This is a genomic window from Streptococcus cristatus, from assembly GCF_003943815.1.
In the GTDB taxonomy this organism is placed as follows: domain Bacteria; phylum Bacillota; class Bacilli; order Lactobacillales; family Streptococcaceae; genus Streptococcus; species Streptococcus cristatus_F.
In genome coordinates this window covers 1-20,740 of sequence record NZ_RJNA01000018.1, presented here as the reverse complement: position 1 = coordinate 20,740, position 20,740 = coordinate 1, and the positions used below count along the sequence as shown (strand labels likewise).

The window sequence follows — 20,740 nt, the reverse complement described above, 5'->3', positions numbered from 1 at the left end:
AATCAAAAAGCTAGCATACGCTAGCTAACCTATGTGCAATTTTCTATAAGCCATGTTTTGTTCCAGAAATGACTAGGTACCATCTCCTTCGATAATCATCTGTCTACTGTTTCCAGTCAGAATGCTATGTTCGTTTCCACGCATTCCGTGCCCCGACCAAAGTTTGGGTTGCTAGCTTGAGGGGTTTACCGCGTTCCACTTCTTCTGTTTCCAGAAGAACTACGTCACTGTGGCACTTTCAGACCTATTCAGACCTATCTAAAGACTTAGCCTTTTCAGTCGCCGTAACGGATTGCTCCGTCCCTAGGCTTATTGTTTCGCCTAGCACAAACACTACCAGCATCACAGCCGGTGCTAGCATGGACTTTCCTCATGAAAATATTAAATCTTCACGCGATTATCCAAAAATTGCACTCTGCAACATTATTGCTCCTCGTTGTCCAGAATCTGTTTGCCAAAAACTTCTTTTTCCAAACGGCTTAAGCGTTTCAAAATATCGAAGTTAGTCGCTGTTCCCATCTGTGGCATCTCAATTGTTGGTGGAGCTGGCTGACTAAGCGTCGAAGGAGTAGCAGTTTCTTTATTCGATACTTGTTCCTTCAGAAGGGTAATCTCCTCACGTAACTCCTTTACCAAAGCTGCATAAGTTTCATAATCCTTGATTACATCATCCAAAAACCCATCCACTTCAGCCTTGCTATACCCTCGCACTTCGCGCTTAAAGTCTTGATCAAAAATATCTTTTGCTGTATAAATAATACTCGCCATGCTCTCACTCCAATCTAGTTTATCATATCCAATTATATACGAAATCACCTATAAAAAGCAAGATTTATACCCTACTTTTCCGAAAAAATTTCTGCAACCTCATTCAGATCATCAAATGTTAATTTTTTGATAAAATACTGTTCTTGATTCCTCATCTCCCTGTAAAGATATTTAAGATTGGTCTCATTTTCTTCATCGTAAAACAGGTAAGCCCCGTCCGTATTCTGAAGCAAAAATTGGTTGTACTCGCGAAATTGACTCGGATTTTGATAGCTAGGATAAGCATATTTGACAAAATCTACTTGTTTAAAATCTGCTAGTTTAGCCTGATTTCCTTCGTTCCAATTTTTTCCCTGATCCTCAAAAAGAAAAATCGTAGCAATCTTGAAATTATAATCTTCTCTCAATTCCTGAGCGACTTCCAAAACCCAAGTTTCAAAACCTAAATTCCCCGTGAAGATAAGCCACTCCAATCCTTCATCCAGCAAGCGCTGCAAATCCCGTCTGACCGCTTCTTTGATGATCTGGATGCGCATGTCTTTTTCATTCATAATGCCAAGTTCAAAAGCCTTATACCCTACAATTAATAGACTTGTCATTTATTCTCCCTCAAAAAATATTTTTATGATATAATAGAGTGATGTTATTGTACCAATAAGGAGTTTTATGGTCAACTACCCTCACAAGCTAAAGATAAAAAGTAAACTAGCCCATCCAGGTTCAAAGACGGCTGTTAACTTTGCCAATCGCGGGATGTCTTTTGAAAAGATGATCAACGAATCCAACAGCTACTATTTGAGTAGGGGGCTCGCTGTCATTCATAAGAAACCGACACCCATTCAGATTGTCAAAGTGGACTATCCCCAACGCAGTCGTGCAAAGATTGTCGAGGCCTACTTCCGACAGGCATCCACGACCGATTATTCTGGTGTCTTTCAGGGACATTATATTGACTTTGAAGCCAAGGAAACACGGCAAAAAACAGCCATGCCTCTAAAGAATTTCCATCTACACCAGATTGAACATATGGAGGCTGTCCTTCAGCAAAAAGGAATTTGCTTTGTCTTACTGCACTTCTCTAGCTTGCGGGAGACTTATCTACTTCCGGCATCTTATTTGATTACATTTTATAAGATGGATAAAGGCGGAAAATCCCTCCCTTTATCTTACATTCAAGAACATGGATTTTTAATCGAAACAAAGCAATTTCCAAGCATCCCTTACCTTGAAATTATCGAACAAAAACTACTAGGTGGTATCACAAATGAATAAACAAACCCTTTTGCAGGCCTTAAAATATCTTGCAAGTGTCCTCTTATCTCTCTTTATCATTGGAGTTGTGGCTGGCGTTCTTGTCTTCACATACTATGCCTCCAAGTCTCCTACCCTCTCTGAGAAAGACCTTGTCGCAACAACTTCAAGTAAGATTTACGATAGCGATAACAATCTGATTGCGGACCTCGGTTCTGAAAAGCGGGTCAATGCATCAACAGACCAGATCCCTACACAGCTAGTAGATGCTATCGTTGCGATTGAGGACCACCGCTTCTTTAATCACCGTGGGGTTGATTTCATTCGGATAGGAGGAGCCTTCCTAAGCAATCTGAAAGGAGGCGGACGTCAAGGGGGATCTACCTTAACCCAGCAGTTGATCAAGCTGACTTATTTCTCTACTTCCTCAGCAGACGCTACCCTTTCTCGGAAAATCCAAGAAGCATGGCTGGCAACTCAACTTGAGCGAAAGGCTACCAAGCAAGAGATTCTGACCTACTACGTCAACAAAGTCTACATGTCCAATGGAAATTACGGGATGCAGACAGCTTCCCAAAGTTACTATGGTAAAGATTTGAAAGATTTGACTCTTCCTCAGATCGCCCTGCTTGCAGGAATGCCTCAGGCTCCTAACCAATATGACCCTTACACAAATCCAGAAGCTGCCACTCAGCGTCGTAATCTCGTATTATCTGAAATGTATGAACTCAAGTACATCTCACCAGAACAATACGAACAAGCTATCAATACACCAGTGACCGACGGCTTACAGAGCTTGAAAAATTCAGCTAGCTATCCTGCCTATATGGATAACTACTTAAAAGAAGTTATTGAGCAAGTCGAAGAAGAAACTGGCTACAATGTCCTTACGACTGGTATGGAAGTTTATACCAACGTTAATACCGAAGCACAGAAAAAATTGTGGGATATTTACAACACGGAAGAATATGTTGCTTATCCAGATGATGAACTGCAAGTGGCATCAACTGTTATGGATGTTACCAACGGGAAAGTCATTGCCCAACTGGGTGCTCGCCATCAGTCTTCCAATGTTTCTTTTGGTACCAACCAAGCAGTCGAAACAAATCGCGACTGGGGTTCTACCATGAAACCAATTACCGATTATGCCCCAGCCTTGGAATACAATGTTTTCACTTCCACTGCTGCCTCAATCCAAGATGCTCCTTACTATTTCCCTGGAACATCTACTCCTGTCTATAACTGGGATAAACGCTATTATGGCTGGATTACTATCCAATACGCTATCCAAGAATCCCGTAACGTACCAGCCGTCAAATCGCTGGAAGCAGTCGGATTAGATAATTCATTGAAGTTCCTCAATGGCCTTGGTATTAATTACCCTGAAATGCATTATTCTAATGCGATTTCAAGTAATACAAGCGAATCTGGTAACCAATACGGAGCAAGTAGCGAAAAAATGGCTGCTGCCTACGCTGCCTTTGCTAATGGCGGTACATATTACAAACCGCAATACGTCAACCGAGTTGTCTTTAGCGACGGTACAGAAAAAGTCTTTTCAAATGGCGGATCAAAAGCTATGAAAGAGACAACAGCCTACATGATGACAGACATGATGAAGACCGTTCTTCAGTCTGGAACTGGTACCAATGCTGCAATCCCAGGAGTCTATCAAGCAGGTAAAACTGGTACTTCCAACTATGCAGATGATGAGCTAGAGAAGTTGACAAAACCTTATTACAGTTCTAGCATTGTGACACCAGACGAACTGTTTGTTGGCTACACTCCACAATACTCTATGGCTGTTTGGACTGGTTACTCAAATCGCCTCACTCCTGTTTTAGATGATGGAGTTAAGGTGGCAACCGATGTCTACCGCTCTATGATGCTCTATCTGACAGGCTATAGCAATGAAGACTGGACACCACCAAGCGGACTTTTCCGTAGCGGATCCTATCTCTATCTCAATGGTACTTCTACTTACAGCCGCGCTTATACCCAATCATCTTCAAGCTCCACTTCTGAGTCAAGCTCAGAATCTTCAAGTCAAAGTACGAGCGAATCTAGCGAAGAACATAGTAGTACCAACTCCAGTTCCCAAACAAGTTCAACAAGTTCTGGAACAACCAGCAGCTCAACTAGTTCTAACCAAGGAACTGAACATCGTTAAACATAAAAAAGATTGGATTTTAGAAATCCAATCTTTTTTATGTTTAAATAAATCAATAGCTTTCTGCAATTGCTCATCCTATCAAATTATTTCGCCATTAGCAAGAGCTCCCATTGGATCCCATGGTGCTAGGACAATTGGATCAGCATTGTAGGCTGCCAACTCTTCTGGAGTCAATAATTCTTTTCTGACTACGATTTGGTAAGTGTACTCATCCATCCAAGCGTCGCTAGCGACAAAGTATCCCTTATCACCAACCTTTTCGCCCCAAGAATTTTCTACTTTCCATTTTTTAGCTTGACCATTTTCATCCAAGTCTACTCCAGCCAGTACCATGGCATGAGTCATGAGGCTTTCGCTATAATCAAGACGACCTGCCTTATCTTGGGTCAATTGGATATCCATGCTAGAGGTTAAATCATGCATACCTGCTTCCATGATACCAGCCTTGCGATTGCTGGACTGACCCACATCAGAGCCAAACCAAACAGTCTCGCCAGCCTGCATCTGTGCAATAGCTAATTCCTTGAGACGTTTCATTTCTACATTCAAATAGCGAACAGGTTTACTGCCGACTACATTGCCCAACATCTCGACTGTGTAAGACTTGCCATAAGGTTTATCGGCTGTTGGTGCATTGATAATAGACACATAGTCATCCAGCTTGAGATCTACATATTTTTGGTAAAAAGCCTGCGGAGTCAAATCAGCTTCCCTATGGTAATTACCGCCCTTGTCCCGATAAGCAAAGGCAAACTTCCGAGGCGGTAAGCCCAACGACATCGCTAAGAAATTAAAAATTTCCTGTAGCAAAGTTTCTTTCTTAGCTTGTAGCATAGCCTCATCTGTACCATTCAGGGCTAATTCACGCAAGATTTGCGCATCCTGACGCAAGAGTTTATTGAGAATCTGATTGAGCTCTCGGCTATTGCTGGAAGAAATGGACTCTGGATAGACTGACTTAGGCACAACGCCGTATTTCTCAAAAAGCGCCACGACCATATCCCACTGACCTCCATCCTGCTGAGGCGTATCTAGGAGGAACTTGACCTTGCGGCTAGTCAATTCTTGGTCAGTCGTTGCCAAAACCTGCTCTAAGAACCAGTTGGATTTTTCATATTTATCCCAAAAGAAGGTATGAGCCTGAGACAGCTCAAAATCCTCCAGCTGGAAGCCCGCAATCATCTTGTGACGGAAAGTATTGAGAGCTGCAAACATCCAGCAGCGGCCAGATGCCTTTTGATCACTGACCTTATCTTTGGTGAGATCCAGTGAGAAAACAGGTGCATTTTCTACAGCAGCAGTCCGTTTTTCTAAAGAAGTCAAAAGACCATTGTGGCTAATAGCATTTTCCATTGCCGCATACTTGGGATTGGCCTCATAAGCAGCGTACAACTTATCTGTAAAATCTTGTTTTAATGAATTCATAGAATCCTCCTTGTCATTATACATCTATTATAGAACTTTAAAAAAAGAGCGCAAGTAAAAAAGTTAGGCAAGCCTAACTTTTTCTTTTTAAATCTGATTTTAGGATCCCATAGACGGAAAAATCTTTGACTTGTCCTTTATGAAATATAGCCTGACGGAAAGTACCTTCGTAGCTCATGCCAGCTTTAGTCATAACACGCCCCGAAGCTGGATTGGCTGTTACAAATCTTGCTGTGACACGATTGAATCCTGCATCTTGCAAGAGATAGTTTAGAACAGCTTTCAAAGCTTCTGTCATCAGCCCTTGCCCCCAATAGTCTTTACTTAAAATATAACCGACCTCGCAAGCATTGACTGCTTCATCTCTATCTACCACACTAATATCACCAATCACTTGTTCAGGTTTTTCCTTCAGGCAGATGGCCCACTTGTAAAAATCCATGTTTTGATAATTCTCAACCCAGCGAGCAATAGACTGTTGGGTAACATCAGGACTCTCATGAGCATCCCAAGTCACATGCAGCAAATTATCCGGACGAGAAGCCCAATTGTCATACATAGCTTGAGCATCCGATTCCAGAAAAGGTCTTAGCAAAAGGCGTTTGGTTTCAATAGACTGTGTACCTGTCTTTTCCATAACTTCCTCATTTCTTGGCTCAGACTAAAAAGTTTCGATCGAGATTTTCACTTCCAAAATTCATCAAAAATAGTAATCGGCAAATGCCGTTTGTGCTGACCTTTGTGCCACCAAGACTCGATCGTTTCTTGGGCTTGGGCTGAAACAGACTTGCCTTCGAGATAGTCGTCAATTTCATTATAGGTCACGCCCAGAGCGACTTCATCCGCAATCCCAGGTTTTTCTTCTTCCAAGTCAGCCGTCGGCACCTTTTCATAGAGAGCCGGATCCGCTCCTAAGGCGGCCAAAAGCTGCTTTCCTTGACGCTTATTGAGACGGTAGAGCGGTAAGATATCTGCTCCACCATCCCCAAACTTGGTGAAAAAGGCCGTGACATTTTCTGCTGCATGGTCGGTCCCAATGACAGCCCCACTGTATGAACCAGCCAAAGCATACTGGGCAATCATACGGCTGCGTGCCTTGATATTGCCCTTGTTAAAGTCAGAGACTTTGGCACCTGTCGCCTCTACAGCTTTTGTCATGGCATCAGCCGATTCCTTGATATTAACTGTCAGACTGAGATCAGGCTGGATGAAAGCCAGAGCCTTTTGCGCATCATCTTCATCTGCCTGAACACCGTAAGGCAGGCGGACAGCGATAAAACGATAGCCATTATCGCCTGTCTCAGCCCGCATTTCCTCTACAGCCAGCTGAGCCAAGCGACCGGCCAAGGTTGAGTCCTGACCACCAGAAATGCCCAGAACATAGCTTTTCAAAAAAGGATGTTTTCTCAGATAGGCCTTGAGAAAGTCCACCGACTTGCGGATTTCTTCCTCCGGGTCAATCACTGGTTTGACGCCCAGTTGAGCGATGATTTCTTCTTGTAGGCTCATTTTTCTGCTCCTGTCTGGTGGGCTTTCTTACGCATCTGGTCAATCAAGTCCATCTTGTCCTGCCAAATATCACGCGCCAAATCGACCGGATAATCTTGCGGATTGAGGACCCGTTTGTATTCGTCCCAGAGTTTGTCAAATTCTTGGCGGGCATAGTCCTGAATCTCAGACAGACTCGGCAAATCGTAAACGAGCTGACCTTCTTTATAAATATCTACTAAGAGCGGCACTGCATCAAAATTCTTGACGGTTTTATTGATATAAGTATAAGTCGGATGGAACATTTCGAGCTCTTCCTGATGATTGACATCCACACCATCATAAGTGATGTAGTCGCCCTCAGACTTGCCTTTTTCACGGCTGGTAATCCGCCAAACCTGCTTCTTGCCCGGAGTCGAAACCTTTTCAGCATTATTGGAGAGCTTAATGGTATTGCGCAAGTGCCCATTCTCATCTTCAATCGCGACAATCTTGTAAACAGCACCCAGAGCTGGCTGGTCATAGGCTGTAATGAGCTTGGTTCCCACACCCCAGACATCAATCTTAGCCTTTTGCATTTTTAAGTTGAGGATGGTATTTTCATCCAAATCATTGGAAGCGTAAATTTTAGCATTTGGGAAGCCCGCTTCATCTAACTGCTGACGAACTTTTTTAGAAATATAGGCCAAGTCTCCAGAATCGATCCGTACGCCCAAGAAATTGATTTTATCCCCAAATTCACGCGCTACACGGATGGCCGTGGGAACCCCGATCCGAAGGGTATCATAGGTATCTACCAAGAACACACAATCCCGATGAGTGCTTGCATAAGCCTTGAAAGCCTCGTAATCATTGCCATAAACCTGCACAAGTGCATGGGCATGCGTTCCCAGAACGGGAATATCAAAGAGCTTGCCTGCCCGAACATTGCTGGTGCCATTGGCTCCACCGATAACGGCGGCCCGCGTACCCCAAATCGCTGCATCCATTTCCTGAGCACGACGGGTACCAAACTCCATCAACGGCTCATCTTCGATCACAGAGCGGATGCGAGCTGCCTTGGTCGCAATCAAGGTTTGGAAATTCACGATATTTAAAATAGCTGTTTCTACCAACTGACATTGAGCCAGCGGCCCTTCGACCTGAACAATCGGTTCATTGGCAAAAACCAAATCTCCTTCTTTAGCAGAACGCACGGTCAGCTGCATCTTGAAATCGCGTAAATACTCTAAGAAAGCTCCGTTATAGCCCAAAGACGCTAAATAGTCCAAATCCGTCTGACTGAATGTCAAATTATTCAGATAAGCCACAATCCTCTCTAAGCCCGCAAAAACGGCATAGCCATTATTAAAAGGATTCTTGCGAAAATAGACTTCAAAAACAGCACGCTTATTATGGATACCTTCGTTGAAATAAACCTGCATCATATTGATTTGATATAAGTCTGTATGTAAAGTCAAACTGTCATCTGGAAACATAATTGAGCTCCTTTTATCATAGTTATTATATATTATAACATAAATTGTAAAAAAGCCTTGATTCAATAGCAAAATACCTCCAGAATTTCTTCCGGAGGTATCTTCTTTTATCTTTCACTTGGAATATTAGATTCCATAAGTCTTGTTCACGCGGCGCATCTGTTTAAATTCTTTTTTATAGGTTACTTTAACTGCTACTTTCATTTTTGCCACCTCGTTTCTTTTGATGCTTTTATTATAGGCCTTAAAGCTTAAGGAAGGCTTAGAATTTTCTTGCAGAAAGCTTAAACGTATAAAGCAAAATCTAATCGAATGTTATTTCGCTAGTCCAGATAATCGCGTTTTTCTAGATGCAGGGATACTAGGTGCCAATTGGCATCCTGCCGCCAGCTAGGATTGGCAACGATTTGACTAGCCACCTTGCGCGCTTCTTCCAAAATGGGATAATCCTCCACGATGTCCGCCACCTGAAACTCTGGAATACCAGACTGGCGGGTCCCAAAAANCTCACCTGAACCACGCATCTTGAGGTCTTCCTCAGCCAGAACAAAGCCATCTGTCGTCTCAGTCATGATTTTCATCCGTTTCTTGCCAGACTCTGTCTTGGGATTGGCAACTAGAACGGCATACGATTGCTTATTCCCTCGACCCACTCGTCCCCGCAGCTGATGAAGCTGGCTGAGTCCGAAGCGGTCAGCATCCATGATAACCATGATGGTCGCATTCGGAACATTGACGCCGACTTCAATAACTGTAGTTGACACTAGAATATCCGTTTTCCCGTCCTTGAAGTCTTGCATAATGGCCTCTTTTTCGTCATTTTTCATACGACCGTGAAGGAGAGCCACTTGAGCCTGATTGGCAAAGTAGGCCTTGAGTTCTTCCTCTAGAGCAATCGCATTTTGTAAATCCAAAGCCTCCGATTCCTCAATCAAGGGAGAAATGAAGTAGACTTGAGCACCCTTGACCAGCTCTTTTTTCATCCAGTCCAAGACCACTTCCAACTGCTCATGCTTGACCCAACGAGTAATAATAGGCTTGCGGCCAGCCGGCATCTGGTTGATGATAGAGACATCCATGTCACCAAAAGCGGTAATCGCCAAAGTACGAGGAATAGGCGTGGCCGTCATCATGAGGACGTCTGGATTATTTCCCTTTTCCCGCAAAATCCGACGTTGGTCCACCCCAAAACGGTGCTGCTCATCAATAATGACCAGGCCCAGTCGATGATAGACCACCCCTTCCTGAATCAAGGCATGGGTGCCGACCACCATATCTACTTGCCCCGACTCTATAGCAGCTAAAGTCTCTCTGCGTTCAGCAGCTTTCATACCACCAGTTAGGAGGGCTAAATTCAGTTCAGGAAAGAGCTGAGTCAGACTGTCCAAATGCTGCTCAGCCAAAATTTCTGTCGGAACCATCAAAGCCGACTGGTAACCTGCCGTATAGGCGGCATACATAGCCAAACCAGCCACCACAGTCTTACCACTACCAACATCTCCCTGCAGGAGGCGGTTCATATGGGCAGGCGATTGCAAATCACTGAGAATTTCTTCCAGACTCCGCTCCTGAGCTTCCGTCAAAGAAAATGGCAATGCATCCTTCTTTTGAGCCAGCATTTTTTCCTGCCAAGGGATAGCGAGTCCCTGACTGACATCCTTGGTCTCATGCTTCAGAACCTGCAGCTGCATCTGAAAATAAAAAAGTTCTTCAAACTTGACCCGACGCAGGGCCTGCTTGTATTCTGCCAAATCCTTAGGAAAGTGCATAGCACGCACAGCTTGAGTACGCCCCAAAAGCTGGTAGCGCTCCAGAAGGACAGGAGGAAGATTTTCCTCTAACAACTGATCCAAACCTTGGTCAAAGGCCGCCTTAATCAGCTTGACTAGACTGGCCTGACTAATCCCTTGGGCAACTCGATAGACTGGCTGCAAGTCATCTTCAACCTGAGCTAACACCTTCATCCCCGTCAGACTAGCCTTGGCTTTATCCCATTTACCAAAAATAGCCACCGTCGCTCCCAGTTCGATCTTATCTGCTAGATAAGGCTGGTTGAAAAAGTTGACTGCAATCGCGACTTCTCCCTGCTTAATCGTAAAACGCAGGCGATTGCGCTTATAGCCATAATACTGAACATTAGCTGGAGTCGTGACGATCCCAGAAATGACCGCCTTTTCCCCATCCTCTAAGTCGAGGATATTCTTGCTCTTAAAATCTTCATAGCGAAAAGGAAAATAGAGCAGGAGATCCTGCAGGCTCTCAAGGCCTAGTTTTTTAAATTTTTCAGCCGATTTTGGTCCTACTCCTGGCAGAGCCGTCAAAGCCTGATGCAGATTCATCCTGTTTCCTTTCCTTCTTCTTAATTGTCTTTTACTTTTTATACTCTCTCGGTACCCTGTCGCTGATTAAGCAGACCACTTCATAATTGATCGTACCACGCTTTTCCGCCACATCCGTTGCTGTGATAAGCTCGGCGCCACTCTGGCCAATCAAGACCACCTGCGTTCCCAAAGGGTAGACTTGAGGCAGACGTACCGTGATTTGATCCATAGAAACACGACCGACAATTGGACAGCGCTGACCATCGATCAAGACATCAAAGCCCTGCATATCCCGGGTCCAGCCATCAGCGTAACCCAGAGGAATGGTTCCAATGATTTGCTGGCTATCACTGGCATAGGTCGCCCCGTAGCCGACATGGGCACCCGCTTGAATTTCTTTGACGTGAACCAAGGCAGATTCTAAACTCAAAGCTGGTTTGACCTCATAAGGCAAGTCCAGCACTCGTCCGCTAGGATTCAGCCCGTAAATAATATCGCCCAGCCGAACAGCATTCATAATCGTTTCACTGTGCCAAAGAGTTGTAGCAGAGTTGCTAGCATGCACAATCGGCGGCAAGAAAGCTAACTCATTCAAAATCTCTTTAAAGCGACTTAATTGGGCTATAAAATGACTTGTATCTAATTCGTCGGCTGTTGCAAAATGAGTGAAAATTCCTTCTACCACAGCACCTGCCGCTTGCAGGCGGCTAATTACCTGCTGGGCTTCTTGACTATCACGGAAGCCAATGCGTCCCATGCCTGAATCAATCTTGATATGAACAGTCAAGCCGGTCAGATTAGCCTGCTGGCTCAAGAGCTCCTCCAACCAAGCTAGACTGGCCACCGTCAAAGTAATCTGTTGTTGGATCGCTAAAGGCACAGCCTCCAATGAAGAAACACCCAAAATAAGAATGGATTTAGCAATGCCAGCTTCTCGTAGTTCTAGGGCTTCGTCAATATTAGACACACAAAAACCATCTACAAGCGGCTGAATATGCTGAGAGACAGGAATCGCACCATGTCCATAAGCATTGGCCTTGACTACTGCCCACTTCTGGACCGACTGGGGAATATGAGCTGCAATTTGCTCAATATTAAATGCAATAGCAGACAGGTCTATGACTGCTTTAGTGGGTCTATGTAGACTAGCTTTCATTGTCTTCCTCCAAAATCACACTGGCGGTCACCAGATTTCCAGCATGACTGATTGATAGCCATACCGAACCAGCAAAGGGGGACTTGCTAAAATAAGGCGCCCCCTTATCATCATTTAAAATTTCCAAATCTTGAAAAGTCACAGGGCCAATACCGGTCCCCCAAGCCTTGGCAAAGGCTTCCTTGGCTGACCAGCGACCTGCTAAATATTCTAGCTTGCGCTTGCCCTTTAAAGAGCCAAACCGAGCCAACTCCTGAGCCGTCAAGATTTTCTCAGCAAAGCGCGCATTCTTCTCGTAGGCCCGACCAATGCTGGAAATCTCTTCTATATCGATTCCGTGTCCTCTTATCATACTTCTATTGAGAATACGAGGCAAGTCCCTTCTCCCAAGGAGATTGAAAGAAAATCTAATTTCGACAAGGCAAACCGATGAAAATGACACTGAAATGCATCAAAGAGGTTTAACATCATCAAAATTAGATTTTCGTAGAGTATGAGCTTGCCTATATTCGTTAGCAGACTCCTATCAAAAGCCTACTAATCCTTTCTTTTAAGCTTCTTTTTCTAAGGTATCATAGATTTCCTGAATGAGCTCTTCTGTCTTGTCCCAGCCCAAGCAAGGATCAGTAATGGACTTACCAAATACTTCTGGCTCATTCTGGCGGCCATCCTCCAAATAGGATTCAATCATGAAACCACGCACCGACTTCTTGATTTGCTCATTCCAAGCACAATTGATCAGAGTCTGGCGGATAATCCGGATCTGCTCCAAATACTGCTTGCCAGAATTATCGTGGTTGGTATCAATCATGATAAAAGGATTGGACAGCTTCATATCTTCATAGCGTTTGATCACATCCAGAAGATTCTCGTAATAGAAGTTAGGCTTGTTCTTACCGTACTCATCTAAAGCACCACGCAAAATCACATGCGCCAGGGGATTGCCTAGAGTTTCCACTTCCTGGCCATGATAAAGGAAGATTTGCTTATTTTGAGCAGCGTAAACGGCATTAAACATGACTCCAAGATTGCCAGATGTTGGATTTTTCATACCGACCGGCGCATCAATACCAGACGCCACAAAACGGTGTTCTTGATCTTCAACCGAACGAGCACCTACGGCATGGTAACTGACCAAATCATCTACCAGCACTAGATTGGAAGGATAGAGCATTTCATCAGCTGTGGTCAAGCCTGTCTCAGTAATGACTCGGTAATGCAGCTGGCGCACTGCCTTTAACCCATTGATCAAGCTTGGACTTTTTGAAGTGTCCGGCTGGTGAACGAGCCCTTTATAGCCGTCACCATTGGTTCGAGGCTTGGCAGTATAGACCCGCATGACGATAAAAATCTTATCCGCTACCTTCTGCTGCAGGTCAGCCAAGCGGCGAGCGTACTCCAGCACCGCCTCCTCATTGTCAGATGAGCAGGGACCGATAACCAAGAGTAAGCGTTGATCTTCTCCCTTGATGATGGCAGCCAATTCCTGGTCGCGCTGATTCTTCTTTTGTAGAGCTTGGTCTGACAAAATCGTTGCAGACTTGATCTGCTCGATGTCAATTTCCTGACCTTTTGCTATAAATGCCATATTATTTACCTAGTGTGTCGTATATCTCATGGACGAGTTCGACCGTCTTGTCCCAGCCTAGGCATGGATCTGTAATAGACTTGCCAAAGACTTCTGGTTCATTTTGTCGACCATCTTCCAAGTAAGATTCAATCATAAAGCCACGAACAACCTTCTTGATTTTATCATTCCAGTCGCGGTTGATCAAAGTCTGACGGACAATACGGACTTGCTCCAAATACTGCTTGCCAGAGTTGTCATGGTTGGTATCAATGATGATAAATGGATTTTCTAATCCCATTGCTTCATACTGGGCGATTGTGTCCAGCAGATTATCATAATAGTAGTTCGGAATGTTCTTCCCATATTCATTGATGGCACCGCGCAGAATCGCATGGGCCAAAGGATTTCCACTCGTCTCTACTTCCCGATTTGCAAAGAGGAAGCTCTGCTTGTTCTGAGCCGCATAAATGCCATTAAACATGACATTTAGATTGCCAGATGTAGGATTTTTCAAACCAGTCGGGAAATCCGCTCCACTGGCTACAAAGCGGTGCTGCTGATCTTCAACAGAACGAGCACCGATCGCCATATAGGAAATCAAATCATCTACTAGGGGAAGATTTTCTGGATAAAGCATCTCGTCAGCCGTCGTCATTCCAGTTTCTGAAATCACGCGATAATGCAGATTGCGAACCGCCTTAATACCGTTGATTAGGCTAGGTGCCGCTGTCGCATTAGGCTGGTGAATCAAGCCCTTGTAGCCATCACCATTGGTCCGTGGCTTGGCTGTATAAACCCGCATCACCATAAAGATCCGATCTTTGACTTCTTCCTGAAGAGCTGCCAAACGCTTAGCGTATTCCAAGACAGCTTCTTCATTGTCTGAAGAGCAAGGACCGATAACCAAAAGGATACGATCATCCTCACCGCGGATAATAGCTTCTAGTTGGCGATCTCGTTCTTGCTTACGAGCTAGAATAGACCCTTCTAACTTAGCAAGCTGACGCACTTCTGCTACATTGATTGGTTGACTAGTTGCTTTAAAGGTCATCTTCTCTCCTTATAAACTACTTCTTGCGACCATGACAGTTTTTAAATTTCTTACCTGAACCACATGGACATAAATCATTTCTTTTAACAGAGGATAAATCAACATTTTCTGGAAGATTTGGATTTTGAGCAGCAATATTGCGAGTAGCTGTCGTGCTGATGCTGTGCTCTGTACGTGGACGTTCTTGCTCATGGATCTGTGCTTTCATCATAAGACGAGTCACATCAAACTCGATAGAGCCAATCATATCATTAAACATCCGGAAACCTTCTGCCTGATATTCAACAACTGGGTTGTTCTGAGCATAACCACGCAGTCCCACAGCCTGACGCAATTGATCCAAGGCGTCGATATGATCTGTCCATTTATTATCTACAACTCGTAGAATCAGCACTTTTTGGAACTCTTGAACTGCTTCTTCATCACGAAGTTTAGAAACCTGATTGGCATAAACTTCAGAAGCTCGTTCCATCAAGTAATCTTTGATCTCTTGATTCGATTTACCTTCTAAATCATCAGCTGAGATAGAATCCTCTGCTACAAGGTTATATTTAGCAAAATTCAGAATCGCTTCAATTCTTTCATCATGATCTGAATGGCTGCTGCCATCTACAATCCGATTAATCGTCCGACGGATCATGGCATGGATTTCTGGAGCCAAATCGCGGTCTGCTGTGATGACGTCATAGCGTTGAGAATAGATAATCTCACGTTGTTCGCGCATGACATCGTCATATTGGAGGACTTGCTTCCGAGTATCGTAGTTATTTCCTTCAACCCGTTTTTGGGCTGCTTCCACCTGACGCGTCAGCATCCGAGACTTGATAACGGACTCTTCTTCGCTCAGATTCATCCGGTCTAGCACGGCCTTAATGCGCTCTGAACCGAAACGTTTCATCAAATCGTCTTCGAGAGATAGGTAGAATTGTGATTCGCCTGGATCACCTTGACGACCTGAACGTCCACGAAGCTGGTTATCAATCCGGCGGCTTTCATGGCGCTCTGTACCGATGACACAAAGTCCACCCAATTCACGGACACCTTCACCTAGCTTAATATCGGTACCGCGTCCAGCCATGTTGGTCGCAATGGTGATAGCACCACGTTGACCAGCATTCATGATAATCTGTGCTTCTTTATAGTGGTTTTTAGCATTCAGAACTTCATGAGGAATTCCTGCAGCCACCAATTTTTGAGAAAGATAGTCACTCGTGTCAACCGATACTGTACCGACCAAGACAGGTTGACCTGTTTTGTAGCGTTCCTTGACGTCTTCCACGACTGCTTTAAACTTCGCTTCCAAGCTAGGATAGAGCAAATCTGGATGGTCAATACGTTGGACCGGACGGTTCGTTGGAATTGGAATTACACGGATATTATAAATTTCGCGGAATTCTTCTTCTTCTGTCTTACCGGTCCCTGTCATCCCTGACAGCTTTTTATACATACGGAAAAGGTTCTGGTAAGTAATCGAAGCAGATGTTTTTGATTCTTCTTGGATAGGCACAGCTTCTTTTGCTTCAATCGCTTGGTGGAGTCCATCAGAGAAACGACGGCCTTCCATTGTACGTCCAGTAAATTGGTCAACGATGAGGATTTCCTGCTTTTCACTCACGACATAATCCACATCTAAGGTCATAATATAGTTAGCACGCAAGGCATTGTCGATAAAGTGCGTCAAAGCAACATTCTCAAGATCGTATAGATTTTCTAAGTTAAAGTAACTTTCAGCCTTATCAATACCAGAATCTGACAAACCAATCGTCTTAGATGGGATATCAATGATATAGTCATCTTTTTGAAGTGTTTTCACAAAGCTATCCGCTCTGTAATAAAGCTGATTCGTATCAGAAGCTGTCGGTCCTGATACGATCAATGGCGTACGCGCTTCGTCAATCAAGATAGAATCCACCTCGTCAACCAAGGCATAGTTAAGCGGACGCTGTACCATATTTTCAGCCCGAACCACCATGTTATCGCGCAGGTAGTCAAAACCAATTTCAGAGTTGGTTGAGTAGGTGATATCACAAGCATAAGCTTCTCTTTTTTCCATTGGTGACTTAGATGCTAGGTTGATACCAACAGAAAGTCCTAACCAAGAATAAAGTTCACCCATCTCAGTCGCATCACGTTCTGACAAGTATTCATTGACTGTAACAACGTGAACTCCTTGACCAGATAAGGCATTCAGGTAAACAGGCATAGTCGCTGTCAGGGTTTTCCCTTCCCCCGTACGCATTTCTGGCACATCACCATGGTGAAGGACAATCCCCCCCATGATCTGAACCTTATATGGGAAAAGACCTAAGACACGCTTAGCTCCTTCGCGGACAACTGCAAATGCTTCAAACAAAAGTTGATCTAAAGTTTCACCATTTGCATAACGTTCCTTAAATTCAACCGTTTTTGCTTGCAATTCTTCATCGGTCAAGGCTGCCATTTCGTCCTCATAGGACATGACCTTGTCCGCCATCTTTTCTAATTTTCTTATTTCACCTTTATCATTTTCAATGATTTTTTTTAAAATATTAGCCATTTTATTCCTTACTCGCTATGTTCTGTTTATAAATGTTTCCTCTCATTATAGCATGTTTCCCCATATCTTTCAAGAAATAATCCATTTAGCAACTGGTCTAAAAGGCCGTCAGTTCTCTATTTACAAGCCTATCCGCCTAGCTTGTCCCAGAGCAAAACTTACTAAAGAATCATGGTTTCTAGAAAGTAGTTTCTCGCAAAATTCTCATAATTTAGATATAATAATAGCAATGAATATCAAAGAAGAAATTATCAAATTATCAAAAGAAATTGGCATTTCTAAGATTGGCTTTACAACAGCGGATGATTTTGACTATCTGGAGAAATCGCTGCGCTTGGCTGTCGAAGAAGGGCGAAATTCAGGGTTTGAGCATAAGAATATTGAGGAGCGAATCAAGCCTAAGCTGAGTCTAGCATCGGCCAAGACCATTATCTCTATCGCTGTCGCCTATCCCCACAAGCTCAAGCAGCAGCCGCAAAAAACAGCCTACAAGCGGGGAAAATTCACTCCCAACAGCTGGGGGCTGGACTACCACTATGTCCTGCAGGACAAGCTGGACCGACTAGCCAAGGGAATCGAAGAGCTGACCGCTGACTCTGAGTACAAGGGCATGGTGGACACGGGCGCCTTGGTCGACACCGCCGTAGCACGACGAGCAGGAATCGGCTTTATCGGTAAGAACGGTTTGGTCATCTCCAAAGAATTTGGCTCCTATATGTTTTTAGGCGAACTCATTACCAACCTGGACATTGAACCTGACCAGCCTGTCGACTATGGCTGCGGAGACTGCAATCGTTGCGTGACAGCCTGTCCTACCTCCTGCCTCATTGGCGATGGAACTATGAATGCCAAACGCTGTCTATCCTTTCAGACCCAAGACAAGGGCGTCATGGATCTGGAATTTCGAAAGAAAATCAAAACAGTCATCTATGGTTGCGATATCTGCCAAATCTGCTGCCCCTATAATAAAGGCTTGGACAATCCGCTTGCAACAGAGATTGACCCCGAACTAGCTCATCCTGAGCTCCTGCCTTTCTTGGAACTTTCTAATGGCCAGTTTAAGGAAAAATTCGGCCATATAGCAGGTAGCTGGCGGGGCAAAAACATCCTGCAGCGCAATGCCATCATTGCTCTAGCCAACGCTAATGATCGCTCTGCCATTCCCAAACTGCTAGAAATTATTGACAAGGGACAAAATCCAGTCCATATCGCTACGGCCATCTGGGCTCTCAGTCAGCTAGTACGCGAAGCCAGTCCTGAAATGATTGAGATGATTCTCGCTGTGAAAAATCCCACAGAAGCTATCAAAGAGGAACAGGAACAATTCCTAAAGAAATTCCACTTAACTAACTAAAAATAAATACAGTCTAATTTAGAAACTGCCTTAGAACGCAACTTATACTAAATCAGACTGTATTTTTATGTTATTCAATTAGAAGCCATCTACGTTGGTGTAGATTTTTTGGACATCTTCATCGTCTTCAAGGACGCTATACAATTTTTCGAAGGTTTCTAAATCTTCTCCTGTTAATTCCACTTCAGACTGAGGAATCATTTCAAGCTCTGTCACTTGGAATTCCTGGATACCAGATTCACGCAAGGCCACGATTGCTTTATGCAGGTCAGTTGGTGCTGTATAAACAGTGATGCTTCCATCTTCTGCTTCCACATCATCCACATCTACATCTGCTTCTAAAAGCAATTCAAAGATACTGTCTGCATCATCCCCGGCAAAAACGATGACACCTTTATTATCAAAAAGATAAGATACAGAGCCACTAGCACCCATGTTCCCGCCATTTTTACCAAAGGCTGCACGAACATTGGCTGCAGTCCGGTTGACATTCGAAGTCAAGGTATCAACAATCAGCATAGAACCATTTGGTCCAAAGCCTTCATAACGGCCTTCTGTAAAGGTTTCATCCGTATTTCCCTTAGCCTTGTCAATCGCCTTGTCAATAACATGCTTTGGTACTTGCGCTTGCTTAGCACGATCAATAACAAACTTAAGGGCTGTATTTGACTCAGGATCTGGATCGCCTTTTTTTGCTGCTACATAGATTTCTACACCGAATTTAGCATAAACTTTTGAGTTTGCGCCGTCTTTAGCTGTTTTCTTAGCTACAATATTGGCCCACTTACGTCCCATTGGAATTTCTCCTTTAACTATTCTACATTTTTAATCTTCCTTATTATAACACAGGAAAGACGAAAAATCATCCAACAAAAACAGGAAACTTCTCAATTCCCTAAAATTATCTGCTGAAGTACAAACTAAAGATAGAAAAAATTAGGGCAGTAGTTCCTTATACATTTTAGAATACCGAGATCAGTCATTACATTCTCTCGATAATAAAATGAATGATGCTACTAAATTCAAGGTGATGATCCTTCATTCTCCAGTAAATCTCCTATTTTACTGGAATCTTCTCTCATTTCTTACTACCAAAGTCTGCTAATCAAATAAATAAAAAATCGATAACTTCGTAAAGAAGTTATCGATTTTTGCGAGCTGTTAACTAACCGTCCACAACTCTTCAGTGATTACTATCCAAGCTAGAAAGAATTAATCTTCTTCTTTCAATCTTGGTTTAATCAAGCTGACACCTGCGAGTGTTGCAACAATTCCTAAACCAAGCACTGCTGCTGAAGATGATTTCTCACCTGTATTTGGCAGAGCAGTAGTTCCAGGAACTTTCGGTTCCACTGGCTTGTGCCTTTTTCTACGATCGCTTTCGTTACGACATTGATCTTCAGAATACGCGTGAATTTAGCGCTATCTGTGAAGCTTGGTGCTGCTTCCTTACCATCTTCGTATACGTACTTGATCGTACGGCTCAATTCCTTCACAGCTTCTTGTTGAGCTGACTTGATCTTATCATCTGTCCACTTAGGTCCATCCGGATTGCTTGGATCCATTGGATCGTTTGGTTTCGGTGGATTATTTGGATTGAATGGTACTACGCCTTCTTCCAATTGAACAGTGAAGTTTTGGTCCTTGCTTGCATCATCATCAAAGTTTTGTGGATCCTTGAACTCATCGTTCACAACCTTGTAACCTTGGTTAGTCAATTCTTTCAACTTCGCAAGGTATTGGTCACGGCTAATTGGTTCGCCTGACTTACCGCCTTCTGAGATCTTAGCCAATTCTTTCTTAGCTTGGTCTACGAAGGTGATGGTTGCTTTTTGATCAGCCTTCTTGTAAGTTACNACTTCATCNGCTGGTTTCGCTGAGTCTGCTGTAACNNTCACATCTGCTACGCTNGCTTTNTCNGCTACGTAACCCTTGATGTCTGGTGAAGTTTGTCCCTTGATCACGTCATCTTGTGATGTCCATGGGCCTTTTTCTACGATCGCTTTCGTTACGACATTGATCTTCAGAATACGCGTGAATTTAGCGCTATCTGTGAAGCTTGGTGCTGCTTCCTTACCATCTTCGTATACGTACTTGATCGTACGGCTCAATTCCTTCACAGCTTCTTGTTGAGCTGACTTGATCTTATCATCTGTCCACTTAGGTCCA

At 43.8% G+C, this 20,740-nt stretch carries 18 protein-coding genes and 1 other RNA gene; 3 read left to right on the top strand and 16 right to left on the bottom strand.

The features are described 5' to 3' along the window. Nucleotides 1-41: 41 nt before the first annotated feature. From rnpB to D8872_RS09725, 3 genes are all read right to left on the bottom strand, one after another. An RNA gene (rnpB, locus tag D8872_RS09735) (RNase P RNA component class B) lies at nucleotides 42-409 on the bottom strand. 14 nt (nucleotides 410-423) lie between these two features. Continuing rightward, nucleotides 424-768 (bottom strand): cell division regulator GpsB, encoded by a 345-nt coding sequence (gene gpsB / locus D8872_RS09730; RefSeq protein WP_125390784.1) that lies wholly within the window; start codon nucleotides 766-768, stop codon nucleotides 424-426. Nucleotides 769-839: 71 nt separating this feature from the next. Further along, nucleotides 840-1,367: an SLOG family protein gene (locus D8872_RS09725; RefSeq protein WP_125390783.1), complete on the bottom strand. Its 528-nt coding sequence runs from the start codon at nucleotides 1,365-1,367 to the stop codon at nucleotides 840-842. 67 nt (nucleotides 1,368-1,434) lie between these two features. Here D8872_RS09725 and recU point away from each other — a divergent pair, with 67 nt between their 5' ends. Together recU and pbp1a are read left to right on the top strand one after the other, a co-directional pair. Continuing rightward, on the top strand, nucleotides 1,435-2,040 hold the full coding sequence (recU, locus tag D8872_RS09720; protein ID WP_125390782.1) for a Holliday junction resolvase RecU: 606 nt from the start codon (nucleotides 1,435-1,437) through the stop codon (nucleotides 2,038-2,040). Continuing rightward, nucleotides 2,033-4,189, top strand: coding sequence for a penicillin-binding protein PBP1A (gene pbp1a / locus D8872_RS09715; RefSeq protein ID WP_125390781.1), 2,157 nt, complete (start codon nucleotides 2,033-2,035; stop codon nucleotides 4,187-4,189). Before recU ends, pbp1a begins: the two co-directional genes overlap by 8 nt. Before the next feature lie 81 nt (nucleotides 4,190-4,270). On the opposite strand, the gene pepC is transcribed toward pbp1a, so the two are convergent. The 10 genes from pepC to secA form a co-directional block, all read right to left on the bottom strand. After that, the gene (pepC, locus tag D8872_RS09710) at nucleotides 4,271-5,617 is read right to left on the bottom strand and encodes an aminopeptidase C (protein ID WP_125390780.1); all 1,347 of its coding nucleotides are present in this window, start codon (nucleotides 5,615-5,617) and stop codon (nucleotides 4,271-4,273) included. Between the two features lie 73 nt (nucleotides 5,618-5,690). Next, nucleotides 5,691-6,254 carry a GNAT family N-acetyltransferase gene (locus tag D8872_RS09705; protein ID WP_125390779.1) on the bottom strand — a complete coding sequence of 188 codons (564 nt, stop codon included), beginning with the start codon at nucleotides 6,252-6,254 and terminating at the stop codon, nucleotides 5,691-5,693. A 47-nt stretch (nucleotides 6,255-6,301) separates the two neighbouring features. After that, complete coding sequence (gene nadE / locus D8872_RS09700) at nucleotides 6,302-7,126, bottom strand: NAD(+) synthase (protein ID WP_125390778.1); 825 nt, start codon at nucleotides 7,124-7,126, stop codon at nucleotides 6,302-6,304. Further along, complete coding sequence (locus D8872_RS09695; protein WP_125390777.1) at nucleotides 7,123-8,583, bottom strand: nicotinate phosphoribosyltransferase; 1,461 nt, start codon at nucleotides 8,581-8,583, stop codon at nucleotides 7,123-7,125. The genes nadE and D8872_RS09695 overlap by 4 nt, the downstream gene beginning before the upstream one ends. A 323-nt stretch (nucleotides 8,584-8,906) precedes the next feature. After that, nucleotides 8,907-10,964, bottom strand: a complete 2,058-nt coding sequence (gene recG, locus D8872_RS09690; RefSeq protein WP_260471693.1) for an ATP-dependent DNA helicase RecG — start codon at nucleotides 10,962-10,964, stop codon at nucleotides 8,907-8,909. After that, entirely contained in the window at nucleotides 10,954-12,060 is a 1,107-nt protein-coding gene (gene alr, locus D8872_RS09685; RefSeq protein WP_125390775.1) for an alanine racemase, read from the bottom strand. Before alr ends, recG begins: the two co-directional genes overlap by 11 nt. Then, nucleotides 12,050-12,412: a holo-ACP synthase gene (gene acpS / locus D8872_RS09680; RefSeq protein ID WP_015604437.1), complete on the bottom strand. Its 363-nt coding sequence runs from the start codon at nucleotides 12,410-12,412 to the stop codon at nucleotides 12,050-12,052. The genes alr and acpS overlap by 11 nt, the downstream gene beginning before the upstream one ends. 198 nt (nucleotides 12,413-12,610) lie before the next feature. Next, complete coding sequence (locus D8872_RS09675) at nucleotides 12,611-13,648, bottom strand: 3-deoxy-7-phosphoheptulonate synthase (protein ID WP_125390773.1); 1,038 nt, start codon at nucleotides 13,646-13,648, stop codon at nucleotides 12,611-12,613. Between the two features lies 1 nt (nucleotide 13,649). Then, complete coding sequence (locus D8872_RS09670; protein WP_015604435.1) at nucleotides 13,650-14,681, bottom strand: 3-deoxy-7-phosphoheptulonate synthase; 1,032 nt, start codon at nucleotides 14,679-14,681, stop codon at nucleotides 13,650-13,652. 16 nt (nucleotides 14,682-14,697) lie between these two features. Continuing rightward, nucleotides 14,698-17,217, bottom strand: a complete 2,520-nt coding sequence (gene secA, locus D8872_RS09665; RefSeq protein WP_125390772.1) for a preprotein translocase subunit SecA — start codon at nucleotides 17,215-17,217, stop codon at nucleotides 14,698-14,700. Nucleotides 17,218-17,446: 229 nt separating this feature from the next. On the opposite strand from secA, the gene queG reads away from it, so the two are divergent. Then, on the top strand, nucleotides 17,447-18,571 hold the full coding sequence (queG, locus tag D8872_RS09660; protein ID WP_125390771.1) for a tRNA epoxyqueuosine(34) reductase QueG: 1,125 nt from the start codon (nucleotides 17,447-17,449) through the stop codon (nucleotides 18,569-18,571). A gap of 78 nt (nucleotides 18,572-18,649) precedes the next feature. Here queG and D8872_RS09655 read toward each other — a convergent pair whose 3' ends face one another. The 3 genes from D8872_RS09655 to D8872_RS10865 form a co-directional block, all read right to left on the bottom strand. Next, nucleotides 18,650-19,366: a YebC/PmpR family DNA-binding transcriptional regulator gene (locus tag D8872_RS09655; RefSeq protein WP_125388482.1), complete on the bottom strand. Its 717-nt coding sequence runs from the start codon at nucleotides 19,364-19,366 to the stop codon at nucleotides 18,650-18,652. 417 nt (nucleotides 19,367-19,783) lie between these two features. Next, nucleotides 19,784-19,894 carry an LPXTG cell wall anchor domain-containing protein gene (locus D8872_RS11215; protein ID WP_376739492.1) on the bottom strand — a complete coding sequence of 37 codons (111 nt, stop codon included), beginning with the start codon at nucleotides 19,892-19,894 and terminating at the stop codon, nucleotides 19,784-19,786. Further along, the gene (locus tag D8872_RS10865; protein WP_446677436.1) at nucleotides 19,846-20,691 is read right to left on the bottom strand and encodes a mucin-binding protein; all 846 of its coding nucleotides are present in this window, start codon (nucleotides 20,689-20,691) and stop codon (nucleotides 19,846-19,848) included. The genes D8872_RS11215 and D8872_RS10865 overlap by 49 nt, the downstream gene beginning before the upstream one ends. Nucleotides 20,692-20,740: the final 49 nt, after the last annotated feature.